Below are 16705 nucleotides of genomic sequence, written 5' to 3' on the forward strand. Positions count from 1 at the left end.
ATTACCGATTTATTGCCGTGGAATGTTGAGTTAGGTGAGGCCGAATAAGGCCTCACTGCTTAATTGCGCGCTTACCTTATAAGTGAGTTTTCACTGTAGTAAGTGCTTGTTGGATGGCTTCTGGATTCAATTTCCCTTCTTGAACAAAGAGCACTTTACCTGCTTTATCTAAAATGATGATGGCTGAATTTTCTTTTGCTAATTGCCATTTCGATTGTGCAACGCCATTTGCATCAAGCACCATCGCAGACCAAGAAAATTCCCGCTTACTCTCTTCAGCTGATGACTTTACAAAGCTGCCGGTACCCCAAATGGCATCATCTTGATTGATGATTGTCGTTGTTTGGTACAGCTCTGCAGGGAATTGTGCGGCTGTAATGGCTGCCATCAACTCTGCATTCATCGCTTTAGCGGCACTGCGACCGGCAATGGCTTGGATGACACGCGTTTTTCCGACCAGAGAAGCGCTGTCCCACGGTTGGTAGGCTATCGCTTCTTTGTCTAAGGTAATTTCGCCTTTATCTGTAATTGTAACGTGTGGTAATGGTTCTCCGATAGTGAGGCTATGCGCAAAAACAGTGCTTGGTAAAAGGGTGCTCAGTAAAGCGACAACAAGTTTCTTATTCATTGTTTTTTCCATGTTTTAATCATTTTTATTTATCAATATTATCCTCGATAAGCCCTGCGAGACTGGTTTTACCAGTATGGCATTTTATTGCTTGTGATGACGGTGAAGAGCCATATTTGGTAACTGCGTGTAGTTTTGGTGTAAAGTTTGCTTTGATTTTAGCGTGATCAGCCTCGCTGATGATTCGATCAGACTATTTGGACCGGCGTGATGAAAAGTCGCAGTCTGTGTGCAACCAATAACGGCTTTTCCGGTCTATAAAACCATAGAAGGTCAGAGGGAGATGATAATGCTGAGGATCTTTAAACAGTATCGACCGAACCAAGTTGCCCGTTATGTGAAAAGTTACTTCCGTGGTCGGGTGTTTATTACCGGCGTTGGTGCCTTTGAGTTTGATCGTGGCCGATTATTACCACCGAAGCGACAGAGTAAAAAGGCACTGAATGTTCTCTCTGAAGTAAATAAAGAAATTCAGCACCTTGCTGTGGAATGGATATAGCTATTTTGGTGGCATGCAAACGCCCGTGCCACCAAGGCCACAATACCCCTGTGGATTTTTGGCCAGATACTGTTGGTGATAGGTTTCTGCAAAGTAAAAGGTGCCCGCAGGAACAACCTCTGTGGTGATTGGCTTGGTGAGAACCGTTTGGTAACGTTGCTGACTGGTGATCGCTTGTTGATGCTGCTCTGGTGAATGGATAAAAATGGCGGAGCGATATTGCGTGCCCACATCATTGCCTTGTTGCATGCCCTGTGTCGGATCATGACTCTCCCAAAAGAGAGTGAGCAATGTATCCAGTTCAATCTGATTGGGATCAAAAATGATCCTTACCACTTCAGTATGCCCGGTTAAGCCTGTGCAGACTTCCTGATAGGTTGGGTTTGGGGTAAAGCCTCCACTGTAGCCGACTGCAGTACTGTATACGCCAAGTTGTTGCCAAAATAACCGTTCAGCACCCCAGAAACAGCCCATACCAACAGTCAATACCTCCATGCCTGCCGGAATGCGATCGTTTAAGACCGTACTATTTACGGCATGCACTTCGTCAGGAATGATAGGGGTAGCTCTACCGATGAGTGCTTGATTGGCATTCGGTAATATTGATTTTTTCGATGACATGGTGACGTCCTTTTTGCTGTGTCATGTTTTCCCAAGGTAGAGGAAACCTGAAGGAGATTCAACTTCCTTGTTTTTTCCCGTAAAAGGTTGGCAGTTAAGGCGGCGCTTTGTCAGAATTAACCATGCTGAAATAAATAATAATGATGCGCTATTGGTGAAGAACACAGTCCATGAAGAAAGTCTTATTGCGGTCGACCATCGCCGCTTTAGTGTTGTCAGTTGCTGTTCCCGCAATGGCGAAAACCACACTGAAAATTACAGGATTAAAAGGAAGCCTGGAGGACAATGTTGAAGCGTATGTTTCTGCGATCCCCAAGCGAGATTACAACACGTCTCTACGTTTTCAAGAGCAACTTGAGAAAGAAATTCGTGACGCTTTGAAAGCGTTGGGACGTTATAACCCGACACTGACCTTTAGCGATAAAGCTGACGGTAAAAATCACCGTTTAACCGTGAAGGTCGACCCTGGCCCGAAAACCATCATAGTACAAAGCGCCATCACGTTAACAGGGATGGCCAAAGACGATCCTGACTTTATTGAGTTGGTGCATAGTAGCGGGCTTGGGTTAGGAAAGACGTTAAATCACGGTAAATATGAAGCACTGAAATCGTCACTCAGTAGCTTAGCGCTGCGTAAAGGCTACTTTGATGCTGAAATGGCCGAGAGTAAAATGGAAGTGGCGCCGAGTCGTAATGAGGCTTTCATTACGATCACCTATGCCTCTGGACAGCGTTATAATTTCGGGAAAACCCTATTTGAAGGCAGCCAGATCGAGCTCGACCGCCTCTCATCATTGGTGCCTTATGAAGAAGGCGACCCGTATCTAGTCTCCTCGCTGGGCGAGTTTAATCAACGTTTGTCGAATGTCGGTTGGTTCTCCTCCATCTTTGTGGGGGGGGACTCGACCAAGCTTAAAGACGGCAGTATTCCGATTGATGTGGTAGTGACGCCACAAGTGAAAAATCAGGTAGAAACTGGTATTGGTTACTCGACGGATGTCGGGATGCGTTTGAAATTGAACTGGCGTAAACCGTGGTTAAACAGTAAAGGCCACAGCCTGAGTGTGAAGACTGAAATCTCCAAGGTACAGCCTAAGATTGAGGCCGCTTACAAAATCCCTCTTGATGATGTACTTAACGATTACTATCAGGTTATCGGTGGGATCCGCTATGTCGATAACCACGACACAATCAGTACCGAATACAACATCGGCTTAGAACGTCACTGGCGCTTAGAGTCGGGTTGGAAACGGATAGCTTCTGTTCGCTGGTTATATGAAGACTACAAGCAAGGGAGTTCTGAAACTGGCGTGCTCTCAATGATCATTCCGGGGATCAGTTATGATAAAACCCGATTACGCGGTGGTGCGATGCCAACGTGGGGGGATAAGCAGCTGATCTCCATTGAATACTCCGATCCCGCTTTAGGCTCTGATACGCGATTGGCTCGCCTGCGAGGACGTTCTGCATGGATCCGCAGTCTCGGTGAGAATCATCGTGGCTTGGCGAGAGTTGATGCTGGCGCGGTGTTTGCGGATAATCTGGAAGACATTCCACCGTCTATGCGTTTCTTTGTCGGTGGTGATAATAGCTTACGTGGTTACAGCTACCAATCGGTGGCCCCTCGAGACAGTGAAGGAAAATTGCTGGGGGGTAAATACATGGCGACCTCGACCTTGGAATACCAATACCGGGTATACGGGGATTGGTGGGGCGCGGTGTTTTATGATTACGGTGCTGCGTGGAACGATACTCCTGAATGGCTGGCGGGTGCCGGTGTTGGGGTACGTTGGGCTTCCCCCGTTGGGCCTATTCGCCTTGATTTTGCATGGGGCTTAGAAAAAGAAACCGATAAGTTCCAGATTCACTTCATTTTAGGGCCAGAGATATGATTTGGGTAAAAAGACTCTCACTTGCGCTATTAGCCCTGCTTCTGGTGTTGGTCATGGTGATTGCCGCGTTGTTGTATACCCCAGCTGGGGTCAAAGTGGCACTGTGGGGGGCGGAGAAAATACTGCCTGCGCTCTCGGTCGGGAAAAGCCAAGGGAGCTTACTGACCGGTTTTGCTTTGCAAGATGTACGTTATCATGACGCTTTAGTGGATCTTGATGCTAAGCGCCTGTCTTTGGTGCTCGATGATCATTGTCTCCTGACGCCCGCCGTGTGTGTGTCGGAATTGGCACTCGAGGGGGTACAATTTTCGATGCCAGATTTACCGCCATCGACTGAGCCAGCCCCCACCGATGACACGCCGATGGCGACGATCAATTTACCTATCCCAATCAGCGTTGATCGTTTGACGCTTAATGATATTCAGCTTGATATATTAGGCAATCAGGTTGCATGGCAGCACTTCTCAACCGCAGCGGCGATGTCGGGAGATACGCTGACGCTGAAACCGACGGTATGGGAAACCATTACCTTGGCGTTAGCCCCTAGCGATGAGGCTCCCGCTACCGCGACTACTAAGAAGCCAGCCGAGAAGAAAGACGCTGCCACAGCGCAGCCAATCACCTTGCCCGTTGTGACGTTACCGCTTGCGGTGAATGTTGAGCAATTGACGGTGAAAGATTTCACGTTATCCGGTGAAACGCCGCAAACGGTGAAACTGCTGGATGTCGTGGCCACTGCCCGCGACAGTGATGTGATGGTGAAAAGCCTTGTGCTGGATGTGCCGCAAGGGAAGCTGGATGCAAATGCCACCGTGACGTTAACCGGCGATTATCCGTTGTCATTGGCAGCCAACGCCGATATCGCGTTAGCCCCATTGCAAGGCCACCACTTAGCGCTGGATGCGTCAGGCAGTGTAGCGGATCTGGTCTTGGATGCTACGTTAAAGGGAACGCTAGATGCCGCGTTGTCTGGAAAATTGTCGCCGTTGGATCCCGAGTTACCGTTCGATTTGGCTTTGAACAGTCAGCACTTGCAGTGGCCGATTGCAACAAAAGCGGACTTTACGCTTGATAAAACCCGTTTGAAAGCGAAAGGGGATTTATCTGCGTTCCGTTTTGACCTCAAGAGTCAAATTGACGGGCAGCCGATGCCACCCGTTGGGGCTGCACTCACAGGCAAAGGCAGCTTATCGCATGTTGAATTAACCCAATTGGCCTTGGATACGTTGGGCGGAAAAATCACCGGTAACGCCCGAGCCAACTGGAAAGACTTAGTCAATTGGCAAGGTCAATTGGCGTTTGAACACATTCAGCCAGGATTGGAGTGGAAAGAGGTACAAGGGGATCTCAGTGGCCAATTAACCACCTCTGGGGGATTGACCCGCAAAGGCGGCTGGTATGTCGAGCTTCCGCAATTAATGGTCGATGGTACGGTGATGGATCAAGCCTTGGCATTGAAAGGACAACTGACCGCCAGTGATAAATCCGGCAAAGGTAAGTTGGCTCTGGCTACTGACGGTCTATCTTTGCAACATGGACCGAATGGCCTGACAGCGCAAGGCAAGCTCACCAATACCTGGGACATGACGGCAGAGATCCAAGCGCCTGATTTAAGTAAATCGGTGCCGGGCTTACGTGGTCAGGTTGCAGGTAAGGTGGCGATCAGTGGCAAAATGGCCGAGCCGGATCTGGCCATTGATTTGGTGGGACGAGCGATGGGATGGGAAGATCTTGCCACGCTGGATCAACTGAGCCTGAAAGGTATTGTTCATCCGTTGCCACAGATCCATGCTGATATTCAGTTGAATGCGGCAGGCGGTAAATACGACACGGTAAGCTTAAAAAACTTAGCCATGGTATTTAAAGGCACCGAGCAACAGCACAGTTTAACGTTGGATGTGGATGCCGAACCTGTCAGTACGATGTTGCGTTTAACCGGTGCACTTAACCGTGATATCGGCTGGAAAGGCGCATTAACGTCGGGAGAGTTCCGGACCGATATTGGCCCTTGGCGATTAAATCGCCCTACCGCGTTGGGTTATCAATTTAAGACGCAGCTAGCGTCGGTTGCTGCCCATTGTTGGCAGCAAGGTAAAGCTTCTTTGTGTTTAACCAAGGATCTGGAAGCGGGCACTAGCGGGCATGCGAATGTGGCCATCAACCATTTTGATTACGGTTTGATTGCCAAGTATCTGCCGGAGCACATCACCCTTAAAGGGGAGGTGGGTGCGACAGCTGAAGCAACATGGGCACCGCAATCTGCTCCTTACGTGAAAGCCAATGTCCGTATGCCTGCGGGGTCATTGACGCAGGAAACCTCAACAGAGGCAGAGCCGCTGCAAGTGGGATGGGACAGCGTTATCCTGAATGCCGAAATGAAACAGGACGTACTGAATGCCGACTGGTTGGTAGCGGTACGCAATAACGGTGACTTGAGTGGTCGTGCAACGGTCACACAACTGACGGGGGATAAGCAGTTAGCCGCGAACCTGAAGCTAGACCGTTTCATGCTCGACTTCCTCAAACCGTTGTTGATGGATTACCACACCTTTTCGGGGCAAGTGGATGCTAACCTCAACTTATCCGGCCCTGTGATGCACCCCGCGGTGGAAGGCTTGGTGAAAGTCACCAAGGTGAAAGCGATTGGTCGCACGGTGCCGTTGGATGTCGAAAAAGCGGATATTATTGCGACGTTCAGTGGTTATAAAGCCAAATTGAACGGTGAAGTGATCACGCCTGACGGCAAGTTGAACCTCACTGGTAACGGTGATTGGCAAGACTTGAAAGCATGGAAGACCCAGCTACGCGTCAACGGACGGGAATTGGAAGTCAGTGTCCCGCCTATGCTCGCGGTGAAAGTGAGCCCGGATTTGACCATTAAAGCAACCCCACAGTTGGCGGAAGTGACGGGGAGCGTTGCGATCCCCTGGGGACGGATCACGGTCGACCAATTGCCAGAATCGGCAGTGGCTGTGTCGAAAGATGAAATCCTGTTGAACAATCAATTGCAACCGGTCGCAGCAGAGAAACCGATCCCATTTACCTTGAAAACCAACGTATTGGTGAAGATAGGCGATGATGTGAAGTTGTCGGCCTTTGGCCTGAATGCTGGCTTGGTGGGAGAAGTGAACGTTCGTCAGAACAAGAAAGGCCCATTGGTATACGGTGAGATTAATCTGCGTAATGGTACCTACCGATCGTTTGCGCAAGAGTTGGTGATCCGGAAAGGGCAGATCTTGTTTAACGGCCCGGCAGATCAGCCGTATTTGTCGATTGAAGCGATCCGCGATCCTGACAATATCGAAGACGATGTCATTGCTGGTATCCGTGTGACGGGGCCCGCTGATAAGCCTAAAGTTGATATTTTCTCTGATCCCGCGATGCCGCAGCAAAATGCCCTGTCGTATATTTTGCGCGGTAAAGATCTCGACAGTGAGTCGGGTGACAGCAGTGATGCCATGACGACCGCCTTGATCAGTATGGGCTTAGCGCAAAGTGGTCAGCTGGTGGGGAGTGTTGGTGAAGCCTTTGGTGTGCAAGATCTGGCGTTAGATACGGCGGGGTCAGGGTCTGATTCACAGGTCACGATCAGTGGCTATATTGCACCGGGTTTACAGGTGAAATATGGTGTGGGGATCTTTGAATCGATAGGGGAATTTACGGTGCGATACCGCCTGATGAAAGGCTTGTATGTTGAGGTTGTGTCAGGTCTCGACAGTGCCGTCGACTTGCTCTATCAATTTGAGTTCAACTGATCTTAGCTTAGCGGGCTAAACCTCTATGTCGGTTTAGCGCTCATTCTAAGAGTTAAGAGGGCACGCAGATCATGGTTTCTGCGTGCCCTTTTTTATTGACCACGATAGCGTCGCGAGTGATTGTGGATGATGGATATCGGCTGACAAGGAATGATAAGGAGATAAACATGCTAATTTTTGCGTATGGCACGTTACGCGCAGGAGAGAGTAACGCACAGGTATTAACGGGCGCGCAGTGGAAAGGCGCGTGTTGTTTACCTGCAGGTTATCGGTTGTTTGATTTAGGGGACTATCCTGCTGCCGTTGAAGATGCGACAGGGACCGAGCTATACGGTGAAGTGTATGCCATTACCTCTGAGCACTTAGTGGCACTGGATATATTGGAAGCGTATCCCGATGAATATGATCGTGTGCCGGTGATGACCCCGTGGGGGGAGGCGTGGATTTATCTGTATAAAGCGTCATTGGTTGGCGCACCATTGATTGAGGGGGGCGATTGGTGTCAACGTGCGCATCGGCAAGGAAAAGCGTAGAAGGCGTTATTTAGGTTGGCTCTTCAGCAGGGTTTGGTAACTTTCCCCGTTATAAATACGGGTGTAGCCTTGTTGTTTTAAAACGTGTTCCGCCAATCCCGCGCGATGCCCTGAACGGCAATACAGGAAAATAGGCTGGGCTTTATCGGGGGCAAGGGTGGCTAATTGTGCGATCTTATCATGAGGGATATTGATCGCATTGGGCAGATGGCCTGCAATAAATTCTTGGTGGGAGCGAACATCCACCAACAAGGGTTTTTCTGCCTGTAACTTGTGATGGTATTGCCAAAAGTGCGTGGGTGAAACCACATCCGCCAATACGACGCCTGAAAACAGACTGACAGAAAACAGGGCGGCAGTAACAAGGCGTTGCATGGTGTAATCCTCATTGAAAGGCTCCCAAGCGGCGAGCAGGGAGCCACATCTTATTTACTTTTCTTGGGCGCGCTTAAACGAATCTATAATTTCTTGTTTCGCGGCAGCTGCATCTCCCCAGCCTTCCACTTTAACCCATTTACCGGCTTCAAGTTCTTTATAGCGCTCAAAGAAATGGGTAATTTGTGCTTTCAGTAGTGCGGGAAGATCATCGACATCTTGAACATGATCGTATTCTTTTGTCAGTTTCGAGTGCGGCACTGCCACGACTTTGGCATCTTCCCCTGATTCATCACTCATCTTGAGCACACCAACCGGACGACAGCGGATCACGGCACCGGGTACTAATGGATACGGTGTTGGTACCAGTACGTCGACCGGATCGCCATCGAGCGACAGGGTGTGGTTCACATAGCCGTAGTTGCAAGGGTAAAACATCGGGGTCGACATAAAGCGATCAACAAACACCGCACCGCTATCTTTGTCGACTTCATATTTGATCGGATCCGCGTTGGCGGGGATCTCAATGATGACATAGATATCTTCTGGGATGTCCTTTCCTGCAGGTACCTGATTCAGGCTCATGATCTCTTCCTTTTGTTGTGATTAACGAAATGTGGGTGAGTTTGAAACATAATACCAACATCGTTAATTCTTTGTCTAATCCCCCGCAAGATGATCCATCATCGGCGGGGTAATATTAGCCTGTTTTAGTCTTCGGGAAATTCGGCTAAAAAGGCTTCTACTTGACGCACCATGGTGGGGGAGCCGACAAAGAAAGGCACACGTTGGTGTAATTCTGTTGGGTTGATTTCCATGATGCGTTGCTGCCCGTCAGAGGCTTCTCCGCCGGCTTGCTCAATCAAAAACGCCATTGGGTTGCATTCATACAGCAGGCGTAGTTTGCCGTTGGGGTGTGTCGCGGTACTTGGGTACAGATATATCCCGCCTTTGAGCAAGTTGCGATGGAAATCGGCCACGAGTGAACCAATGTAGCGTGATGTGTAAGGGCGCCCTTCTTCCGGTACGTTTTCTTGGCAATACTTGATGTATTTTTTTACCCCAAGCGGAAAGCGAATGTAGTTGCCTTCGTTAATGGAGTAAATCGAACCGGTTGGTGGGATCGTCATTCCTTCATGGGACAGGCAGAACACCCCTAACGACGGATCGTATGTAAAGCCATGCACGCCATTCCCTGTGGTGTAGACCAGCATGGTGGATGAGCCATAAATGATGTAGCCCGCTGCGACCTGTCGGTGGCCCGGTTGGAGGAAGTCTTCTTGTGTCGGTGGCGTGCCGACGGGGGATACACGGCGGAAGATGGAGAAAATGGTACCGACAGAGACATTGACATCAATGTTGGAGGACCCATCCAACGGATCCATCAGTACCACGTATTTGGCATTGCGGTTGAGTTCTTTGTTGAAGGTGACGGCTTCATCTTCTTCTTCACTGGCGACCCCGCACACTTGGTCACGGGCTTCGAGGGCGGCTTTGAATTTATCGTTGGCGTAGACATCCAGTTTCTGTTGTTCTTCGCCTTGAATATTTTCCCCGCCGACCGCGCCAGTAATATCAACCAAACCGGCTTTGTTGATCTCGCGGTTGACGATTTTCGCCGCCAGCTTGAGTGAGCCAAGAAGCGACGATAATTCACCGCTGGCATGGGGGAAGTCATTCTGTTTTTCGACAATAAATTCGCCAAGGGTTTTCATCTCGGACATATACAATCCTTGCATCCTGTTGTCATAAGAGTGAATAACTCAGGTACAATGTTATGTATTGACAATTTGTGTACCCAAGTGGGATCGGCGCGTCTTTACAGCGTATCGCCTATTTGTATATAAAGAATTGTATATAAAGATCTTTTTTATGGTAACGAAGTAACGCAGAAGCGTGAAATCATCAAATTATTACTGAGTGAGCCGATTGTTATGCATATCCATATTCTAGGTATTTGCGGCACATTTATGGGCGGCGCGGCGGTTCTGGCACGTCAACTTGGCCATAAAGTGACGGGCTGTGATGCCAATGTATACCCGCCAATGAGCACCTTGCTTGAATCTCAAGGTATTGAAATTATTCAAGGATATGATCCGTCGCAGTTAGATCCTGCGCCGGATCTTGTCGTGATCGGGAATGCCATGAGTCGCGGTAATCCTTGTGTGGAGTATGTGCTTAATCATAACTTGCGTTACACCTCTGGCCCGCAATGGCTGCAGGAATTTTTGCTGCATGATCGCTGGGTATTAGCGGTGGCGGGGACGCACGGTAAGACGACTACAGCCAGTATGCTGGCGTGGATCCTTGAAGATTGCGGTTATCAGCCGGGTTTCCTGGTCGGGGGCGTGTTAGGTAACTTCGGTGTCTCGGCGCGCTTAGGCGAAAGCATGTTCTTTGTGGTCGAAGCCGATGAATATGACAGTGCTTTTTTTGATAAGCGTTCAAAGTTTGTCCATTACCACCCACGCACGCTGATCATGAATAATTTGGAATTTGATCACGCGGATATTTTTGATGATCTCACCGCTATTCAACGTCAGTTCCACCACTTAGTGCGTACGGTTCCGGGGAATGGTCGCATCTTCGCCCCTCAAGGTGTCCCTGCGATTGATCAAACGCTGGCCATGGGGTGTTGGAGTGAACTGGAATTTATTGGTGATGACGGCCATTGGCAGGCAAGTAAACACGATGAGGCGGGCAGCCAGTTTACGGTATCGCTTGATGGCAACGTTGTCGGTACGGTCGATTGGGCGCTGATTGGCGATCACAACGTCCACAATGCGTTGATGGCTATTGCGGCAGCGCGTCATGTGGGCGTCACACCGGATCTGGCCTGTGAAGCGTTGGCGACGTTCATTAATACCAAACGCCGTCTTGAGTTGAAGGGCGAGTCGAATGGTGTGCGGGTGTATGACGATTTTGCTCACCATCCGACGGCGGTTGAACTGACACTGGGCGGCTTGCGTGCCAAAGTGGGTACCTCGCGTATTTTGGCGGTGTTAGAGCCTCGTTCTAATACCATGAAGTTGGGTGTCCATAAGGCGGACTTAGCCCCTGCATTGGCCGCCGCCGATGAAGTTTTCATTTATCAACCGGATACGATCCCATGGTCGGTGGATGACATTGCGCAGCAGTGCACTCAACCGGCCTACACGGATGCAGATTTGGATGCGCTGGTGGCCAAAATTGTCGCCACCGCACAGCCGGGCGATAACATTTTGGTGATGAGCAACGGCGGCTTTGGCGGCATTCACAACAAGTTGCTGACAGCTTTGGAGACGGTCAGTGAGTGAACAACACCCAGCCGGAACGGATAAGCGTATTACGCTAGCTTGGACAGGGGCCTCTGGTGCGCCTTATGGGTTGCGTTTACTCGAGTGCTTGCTCGCCGCTGACTATCAGGTGTACCTGTTGATCTCGTCGGCGGCCCGTGTGGTATTGGCGACAGAGCACGGTTTGAAGTTACCGTCTGGCCCAGAAGCGGCGCAACAGGCATTGATCGCCCATTTAGGCTGTGATCGTGGACAGCTGATTGTTTGTGGTAAAGAGGACTGGTTCTCGCCGGTTGCCTCAGGCTCGGCCGCGCCGAAGCAGATGGTGGTGTGTCCGTGTTCCGCGGGCACATTAGCGTCGGTGGCACACGGTATGTCCGATAACCTGCTGGAACGCGCTGCTGATGTGGTGATGAAAGAACGCGGGCAATTGTTGCTGGTGGTCAGAGAAACCCCGTTCTCGACGTTGCACCTAGAAAACATGCTGAAACTTTCTAAGATGGGCGTGACCATCATGCCGGCTGCCCCAGGTTTTTATCACCAACCGCAGTCGATTGAGGATTTGGTGGATTTCATGGTGGCCAGAATATTGGATCACCTTGGTGTCTCGCAGGGACTTGTACCGCGTTGGGGTTACGATCACCGTCAGTGATCTTCTCGTCGAATCGAAAAAAAGCCCGCATAGCGGGCTTTTTTGTGTGCGTGATACGCGGTATGCGTCAGCCTTCAGGAGTGCCGTCATCGTCATTGTCGTCGCTATCAGCCTCAACGGGGGGCTTGATGATCAGTACATTGATGGGGGAGTTTTCGATGACTTTGCCGGTCACAGAGCCCAATAGAAGATGATCGAATGTGGATCGTTGATGGCTGGGCATGATGATGAGATCTGCTCCAATGCGTACGGCATGCTCGACAATCGTGGTCCAGATTTTCCCTTCGCAGACACATTGGTGGTGAACGATTTCTGGGGGGATGTGCGTGTCAGCAAAGGTCCTGAGTTGTTGCTGCGTCTCTTGCAGTATTTGTCGGGCGGCATCTTTAGGGAAGTAACTTGAGACCATGGCAAGGTGAACCCCGGGCAGGACGGTCAGCAAATGGATCGTGGCATGGCTTTGTTTTGCTTGCCAGACGGCCATTTGCATGGCTTTTTTGGTAAACCCCGGTTCATTAAGATCAACAGGCACTAACAGTTGTTTATACATAACGATTGGCACTCCTTGGGAGAGAAGAGGCTACGTATAGTGTATATCGCTTGCGTGGATAGTGCTTGTTTCTGCGTTTACTGAGAGACGACGGCGAAAGTGGCGTGTGAAGAGTGAGGGCGAATAAAAAAGCCCTTTTGCGAGAAAGGGCTTTGACGATTGATGTGAGGGGAATGCCCCTGTCGTCAGAGGTGACCGGCTTGGTGAGCACGTCGACGTTGATTCCAACCCAGCGCAGTCAATATCAACAAGGTCGGTACAAAGACCCATTCTTTCATGGGACGTACAGCCGGGAGGCTGACGGTGGTGATCTCCCAATCAAAGTCGATCCCTGCCTGTTCGGCTGGGCTATCAAATGCCACCATATCGACCAGCATTTTCTCGCCTTCTTGGCGCAACATCAGCCCTGTGGAAGCGATACGATCTTCTGGGGTGATCGCGGTTTCGTCGAACGGTAAGCGCACATGTTTGCTGACCATGTTGCCTTCTAAGTTTTCCCCGCGCACGAGTAACGCCAACGGTTGACCAATGTTGAGTTTATCGGCAGCATCACTGATCAGCGCCCCCGGCATATCATGCTGTGGCGGGTAGACTTTATCCCACCAGAAGCCCGGTCTAAACAAGGTAAAGGTGATCAGCAAGAGCGCGAGTACTTCCCACCATTTGGTTTTGGTAAACCACCACCCTTGTGTGGCGGCGGAAAACGTCAACATGGCGATCACGGCTGATATCACGGTGAGCGCGAGGTGCCACCATGAGTCGATATTCATCATCAATAATTGCGTATTGAAAATGAACATGAACGGCAAAATTGCGGTCCGGATATCATACGTGAAGCCCTGAATACCGGTTCGGATCGGATCGCTTTTGGCGATGGCGGCGGCCGCAAAGGCGGCTAACCCCACTGGCGGGGTATCATCGGCGAGGATCCCGAAATAGAACACAAACAAGTGGACGGCGATTAGCGGAATGATCAAACCGTGTTGTGCCCCCAGTGTGACGATAACAGGTGCCATCAGGGTAGAGACCACGATATAGTTCGCCGTGGTCGGTAATCCCATGCCGAGGATCAGACTGATCAATGCTGTAAACAGTAGCATCAGCAGAATATTACCGCCGGAGATGAACTCGACAAACTCGGTCATCACCAAACCAATTCCGGTTAAGGTGACGACGCCGACCACAATCCCCGCGGCGGCGGTGGCCACACCGATGCCGATCATATTGCGCGCGCCAGTCACTAAACTTTCCAGCAGATCAACCATGCCGACTTTTGTTGCCTGCCACAGTGGCATTTCCTGATTAAAGTAGGCCATTAGCGGGCGCTGAGTCAGCAGAATGAAGATCATGAACACGGTGGCCCAGAAAGCAGACAGTCCTGGTGAGAAGCGTTCGACCGTCAAACACCACACCAGCACCACAATCGGTAGCAAGAAATACAGACCGGATTTGATGGTAGGACCGGGGTCTGGCACGGTGGTGATGTCAGCGTTGGGATCTTCCAAAGTATGATCTTGGTAGTTGGCGGAGATCTTCACCAAGATCACGTAAGCGACTAAAATCACCGCGGCGATCATGGGAGTCGCTGCCGCGCCGAAGGCGTCTTTGGTCCAGCCCACACCGTAGTAAATGAGGGCACTGAGCACGACAAGCCCGACCAAGGTGGTGGCAAAAGAGAGCAGGTTTTGCGCCAGCGTCGGCGTGTAACGGCGTTTAAGCCCTTGCATGCCGGCTTTGCAGGCTTCCAAATGCACGATATAAATCAGGGCGATATAAGAGATTAATGCGGGCAGTAAGGCGGCTTTGATCACCTCGACATACGAGATCCCGACATATTCGACCATCAAGAAAGCGGCTGCGCCCATGATCGGTGGCGTGAGCTGGCCGTTTGTCGAGGCGGCCACTTCGACAGCACCGGCTTTGGTGCCGGGAAAGCCGACTTTTTTCATCAGAGGAATGGTAAAGGTGCCGGTGGTGACCACGTTGGCAATCGATGAGCCTGAGACTAGCCCTGATAACCCGGATGCCACGACGGCCGCTTTGGCGGGGCCGCCTCGCATGTGGCCCAGCAGTGAAAAGGCCACTTTGATGAAGTAAGCCCCAGCGCCAGCGCGTTCCAGCATGGCGCCAAATAAGACGAACAAAAAGACAAACGAGGTCGATACCCCTACGGCAATACCAAAGACGCCTTCGGTGGTGAGCCACAGGTGTGACATGGCTTTGTTTAAGCTTGCGCCTTTGTGGGCGATGACGTCCGGCATATGCGGGCCGCCGAAGGTGTAGAGCAAAAAGACGACAGCCACGACCATTAACGGTGGGCCTAACGCCCGACGGGTGGCTTCGAGCAACAGTACCATGCCCGCGATGGCGACAATAATATCGAGTTGAGTAGGGGCGCCCGAGCGATCCGCCAATTCGGTATAAAATACATAGAGATAAGCGGCAGAAAAGCTGCCGGCAAACGCGAGGATCCAATCAAGGACAGGGATGCGATCGCGTGGTGACCGTTTCAGTGCCGGATAGGCAGTAAACGCGAGAAAGACCGCAAACGCTAAGTGAATAGAGCGGGCTTCAGTGTCATTGAGCACCGCGAAATTAAAAATAAACGGTAATGGCGAGGCATACCAGAGTTGAAACAATGACCAGCAGAGGGGCACTATCCAGAGAATACGACCAGCCAATCCGTGTGGGCTCCTTGCCCCTGTATCGGCCTGTGCCACCATATCCTGCACGTCTGTCGACGAGGAAGTTGTCTTCGTCATGCATTATCCTTCTTTGATGGGCGAGGGAGTGAGCGTGGTTGCGGGTAGGAAAAACAGCATGCGCCACGTGTGGGCGCATGCGACAGTGCGAAATGAGGAGCGTCGGCCTTACTTGAGGTAACCGGCTTCCTTGTAATATTTCACGGCACCCGGGTGAAGTGGGATAGACAGACCGTCTTTCACCATGTCTTCCGGCTTCAAGTTGGCAAATGCAGGATGAAGGCGTTTGAAGGTATCAAAATTCTCAAAAACGCCCTTCACTAACGCATACACCACGTCATCCGGCACATTGGTTGAAGAAACCAGTGTGGCCGCCACACCAAAGCTATTTACGTCATCGGTGGTGCCTTTGTACATGCCGCCCGGAACGGTGCTTTTGGCGTAGTACGGGTTATCTGCCACGATCTTATCAATCGCCGTACCCGTCGCCGGGATCAGTTTGGCATCACACGAGGTTGTTGCCTCTTTGATGGATCCATTCGGGTGGCCCACTACGTAAACAAAGGCGTCAATTTTGTTATCACACAAGGCTTGTGAACGCTCAGAACCTTTCAGCTCAGAGGTCAGTTTGAAGTCTTTGTTGGTCCAGCCCATGGCATCCATCACCACGCCCATGGTGGCGCGATCGCCAGAGCCTGGGTTGCCGATGTTTACGCGTTTGCCTTTAAGATCAGCCACACTGTTAATGCCGGAATCGGCACGGGCGATGATGTTGAACGGTTCGGTATGTAATGAGAATACCGCGCGCATGTCTTTGTACGGCCCCTGTTTTTCAAACTTACTGGTGCCGTTATAGCCGTGGTACTGCCAGTCAGACTGTACGATACCGAAGTCGAGTTCACCGGCACGCATGGTATTGACGTTATAGATAGAGCCACCGGTTGATTCCACCGAACAGCGCACGTTATGGGTTTTGCGGTCTTTATTGACGAGCTTACAGATGGCGCCGCCTGTTGGGTAATAGACCCCAGTGACCGAACCGGTGCCAATGGTGATAAAATTCTGCGCGTTAGCCATGCCGGCCGTCATCATTGCGGCGGCGAGTGCGCTGGCTGTCATCAATTGCTTTAGTGCCATAGTGGTCCCTTCCTGATTGTTGTTATTCCCAGAGCCTTGCGTTTTTATCGTGCTTATCGCTATCGCATGTACTGTTTGTGTAGAGC

At 50.8% G+C, this 16705-nt stretch carries 14 protein-coding genes; 6 read left to right on the forward strand and 8 right to left on the reverse strand.

Translation table 11 applies throughout. The features are described from left to right. Window positions 1–76: 76 nt before the first annotated feature. A complete protein-coding gene (locus ACSF8W_RS21450) occupies window positions 77–628 on the reverse strand; it encodes a YtfJ family protein (protein ID WP_500849145.1) in 552 nt (183 codons plus the stop codon). A 289-nt stretch (window positions 629–917) separates the two neighbouring features. On the opposite strand from ACSF8W_RS21450, the gene ACSF8W_RS21455 reads away from it, so the two are divergent. Continuing rightward, a complete protein-coding gene (locus tag ACSF8W_RS21455; protein WP_500849146.1) occupies window positions 918–1127 on the forward strand; it encodes a DUF1107 domain-containing protein in 210 nt (69 codons plus the stop codon). On the opposite strand, the gene msrA is transcribed toward ACSF8W_RS21455, so the two are convergent. Further along, window positions 1128–1748, reverse strand: a complete 621-nt coding sequence (gene msrA, locus ACSF8W_RS21460; RefSeq protein ID WP_500849147.1) for a peptide-methionine (S)-S-oxide reductase MsrA — start codon at window positions 1746–1748, stop codon at window positions 1128–1130. A gap of 170 nt (window positions 1749–1918) precedes the next feature. On the opposite strand from msrA, the gene tamA reads away from it, so the two are divergent. From tamA to ACSF8W_RS21475, 3 genes are all read left to right on the forward strand, one after another. Further along, window positions 1919–3640, forward strand: a complete 1722-nt coding sequence (tamA, locus tag ACSF8W_RS21465) for an autotransporter assembly complex protein TamA (RefSeq protein WP_500849148.1) — start codon at window positions 1919–1921, stop codon at window positions 3638–3640. After that, complete coding sequence (tamB, locus tag ACSF8W_RS21470; RefSeq protein WP_500849149.1) at window positions 3637–7395, forward strand: autotransporter assembly complex protein TamB; 3759 nt, start codon at window positions 3637–3639, stop codon at window positions 7393–7395. The genes tamA and tamB overlap by 4 nt, the downstream gene beginning before the upstream one ends. A 167-nt stretch (window positions 7396–7562) precedes the next feature. Next, window positions 7563–7928 (forward strand): gamma-glutamylcyclotransferase family protein, encoded by a 366-nt coding sequence (locus ACSF8W_RS21475; RefSeq protein WP_500849150.1) that lies wholly within the window; start codon window positions 7563–7565, stop codon window positions 7926–7928. A gap of 6 nt (window positions 7929–7934) precedes the next feature. On the opposite strand, the gene ACSF8W_RS21480 is transcribed toward ACSF8W_RS21475, so the two are convergent. From ACSF8W_RS21480 to fbp, 3 genes are all read right to left on the reverse strand, one after another. Next, complete coding sequence (locus ACSF8W_RS21480; RefSeq protein WP_500849151.1) at window positions 7935–8303, reverse strand: rhodanese-like domain-containing protein; 369 nt, start codon at window positions 8301–8303, stop codon at window positions 7935–7937. Window positions 8304–8357: 54 nt separating this feature from the next. Beyond that, the gene (ppa, locus tag ACSF8W_RS21485; protein WP_500849152.1) at window positions 8358–8888 is read right to left on the reverse strand and encodes an inorganic diphosphatase; all 531 of its coding nucleotides are present in this window, start codon (window positions 8886–8888) and stop codon (window positions 8358–8360) included. A gap of 125 nt (window positions 8889–9013) precedes the next feature. After that, a complete protein-coding gene (fbp, locus tag ACSF8W_RS21490) occupies window positions 9014–10027 on the reverse strand; it encodes a class 1 fructose-bisphosphatase (protein WP_500849153.1) in 1014 nt (337 codons plus the stop codon). A gap of 210 nt (window positions 10028–10237) precedes the next feature. Here fbp and mpl point away from each other — a divergent pair, with 210 nt between their 5' ends. Together mpl and ACSF8W_RS21500 are read left to right on the forward strand one after the other, a co-directional pair. Further along, entirely contained in the window at window positions 10238–11599 is a 1362-nt protein-coding gene (gene mpl / locus ACSF8W_RS21495; RefSeq protein ID WP_500849154.1) for a UDP-N-acetylmuramate:L-alanyl-gamma-D-glutamyl-meso-diaminopimelate ligase, read from the forward strand. After that, entirely contained in the window at window positions 11592–12230 is a 639-nt protein-coding gene (locus ACSF8W_RS21500; RefSeq protein ID WP_500849155.1) for a flavin prenyltransferase UbiX, read from the forward strand. Before mpl ends, ACSF8W_RS21500 begins: the two co-directional genes overlap by 8 nt. Before the next feature lie 67 nt (window positions 12231–12297). On the opposite strand, the gene ACSF8W_RS21505 is transcribed toward ACSF8W_RS21500, so the two are convergent. The 3 genes from ACSF8W_RS21505 to ACSF8W_RS21515 form a co-directional block, all read right to left on the reverse strand. Beyond that, complete coding sequence (locus ACSF8W_RS21505) at window positions 12298–12780, reverse strand: universal stress protein (RefSeq protein WP_500849156.1); 483 nt, start codon at window positions 12778–12780, stop codon at window positions 12298–12300. 185 nt (window positions 12781–12965) lie between these two features. Then, the gene (locus ACSF8W_RS21510) at window positions 12966–15542 is read right to left on the reverse strand and encodes a TRAP transporter permease (protein ID WP_500849157.1); all 2577 of its coding nucleotides are present in this window, start codon (window positions 15540–15542) and stop codon (window positions 12966–12968) included. 108 nt (window positions 15543–15650) lie between these two features. Beyond that, window positions 15651–16619, reverse strand: a complete 969-nt coding sequence (locus ACSF8W_RS21515) for a TAXI family TRAP transporter solute-binding subunit (RefSeq protein ID WP_500849158.1) — start codon at window positions 16617–16619, stop codon at window positions 15651–15653. Between the last annotated feature and the right edge of the window lie 86 nt (window positions 16620–16705).

The sequence above is a fragment of the Photobacterium sp. 270122K genome, assembly GCF_059941365.1.

Bases quoted from the DNA above. Each gene is read 5' to 3' on its own strand.
- ACSF8W_RS21480 (WP_500849151.1), bottom strand. From the start codon at position 8,303: ATGCAACGCCTTGTTACTGCCGCCCTGTTTTCTGTCAGTCTGTTTTCA.
- ACSF8W_RS21455 (WP_500849146.1), top strand. From the start codon at position 918: ATGCTGAGGATCTTTAAACAGTATCGACCGAACCAAGTTGCCCGTTAT.
- ACSF8W_RS21450 (WP_500849145.1), bottom strand. From the start codon at position 628: ATGAATAAGAAACTTGTTGTCGCTTTACTGAGCACCCTTTTACCAAGC.
- tamA (WP_500849148.1), top strand. From the start codon at position 1,919: ATGAAGAAAGTCTTATTGCGGTCGACCATCGCCGCTTTAGTGTTGTCA.
- mpl (WP_500849154.1), top strand. From the start codon at position 10,238: ATGCATATCCATATTCTAGGTATTTGCGGCACATTTATGGGCGGCGCG.
- ACSF8W_RS21475 (WP_500849150.1), top strand. From the start codon at position 7,563: ATGCTAATTTTTGCGTATGGCACGTTACGCGCAGGAGAGAGTAACGCA.
- fbp (WP_500849153.1), bottom strand. From the start codon at position 10,027: ATGTCCGAGATGAAAACCCTTGGCGAATTTATTGTCGAAAAACAGAAT.
- msrA (WP_500849147.1), bottom strand. From the start codon at position 1,748: ATGTCATCGAAAAAATCAATATTACCGAATGCCAATCAAGCACTCATC.
- ppa (WP_500849152.1), bottom strand. From the start codon at position 8,888: ATGAGCCTGAATCAGGTACCTGCAGGAAAGGACATCCCAGAAGATATC.
- ACSF8W_RS21515 (WP_500849158.1), bottom strand. From the start codon at position 16,619: ATGGCACTAAAGCAATTGATGACAGCCAGCGCACTCGCCGCCGCAATG.
- ACSF8W_RS21505 (WP_500849156.1), bottom strand. From the start codon at position 12,780: ATGTATAAACAACTGTTAGTGCCTGTTGATCTTAATGAACCGGGGTTT.
- ACSF8W_RS21510 (WP_500849157.1), bottom strand. From the start codon at position 15,542: ATGACGAAGACAACTTCCTCGTCGACAGACGTGCAGGATATGGTGGCA.
- tamB (WP_500849149.1), top strand. From the start codon at position 3,637: ATGATTTGGGTAAAAAGACTCTCACTTGCGCTATTAGCCCTGCTTCTG.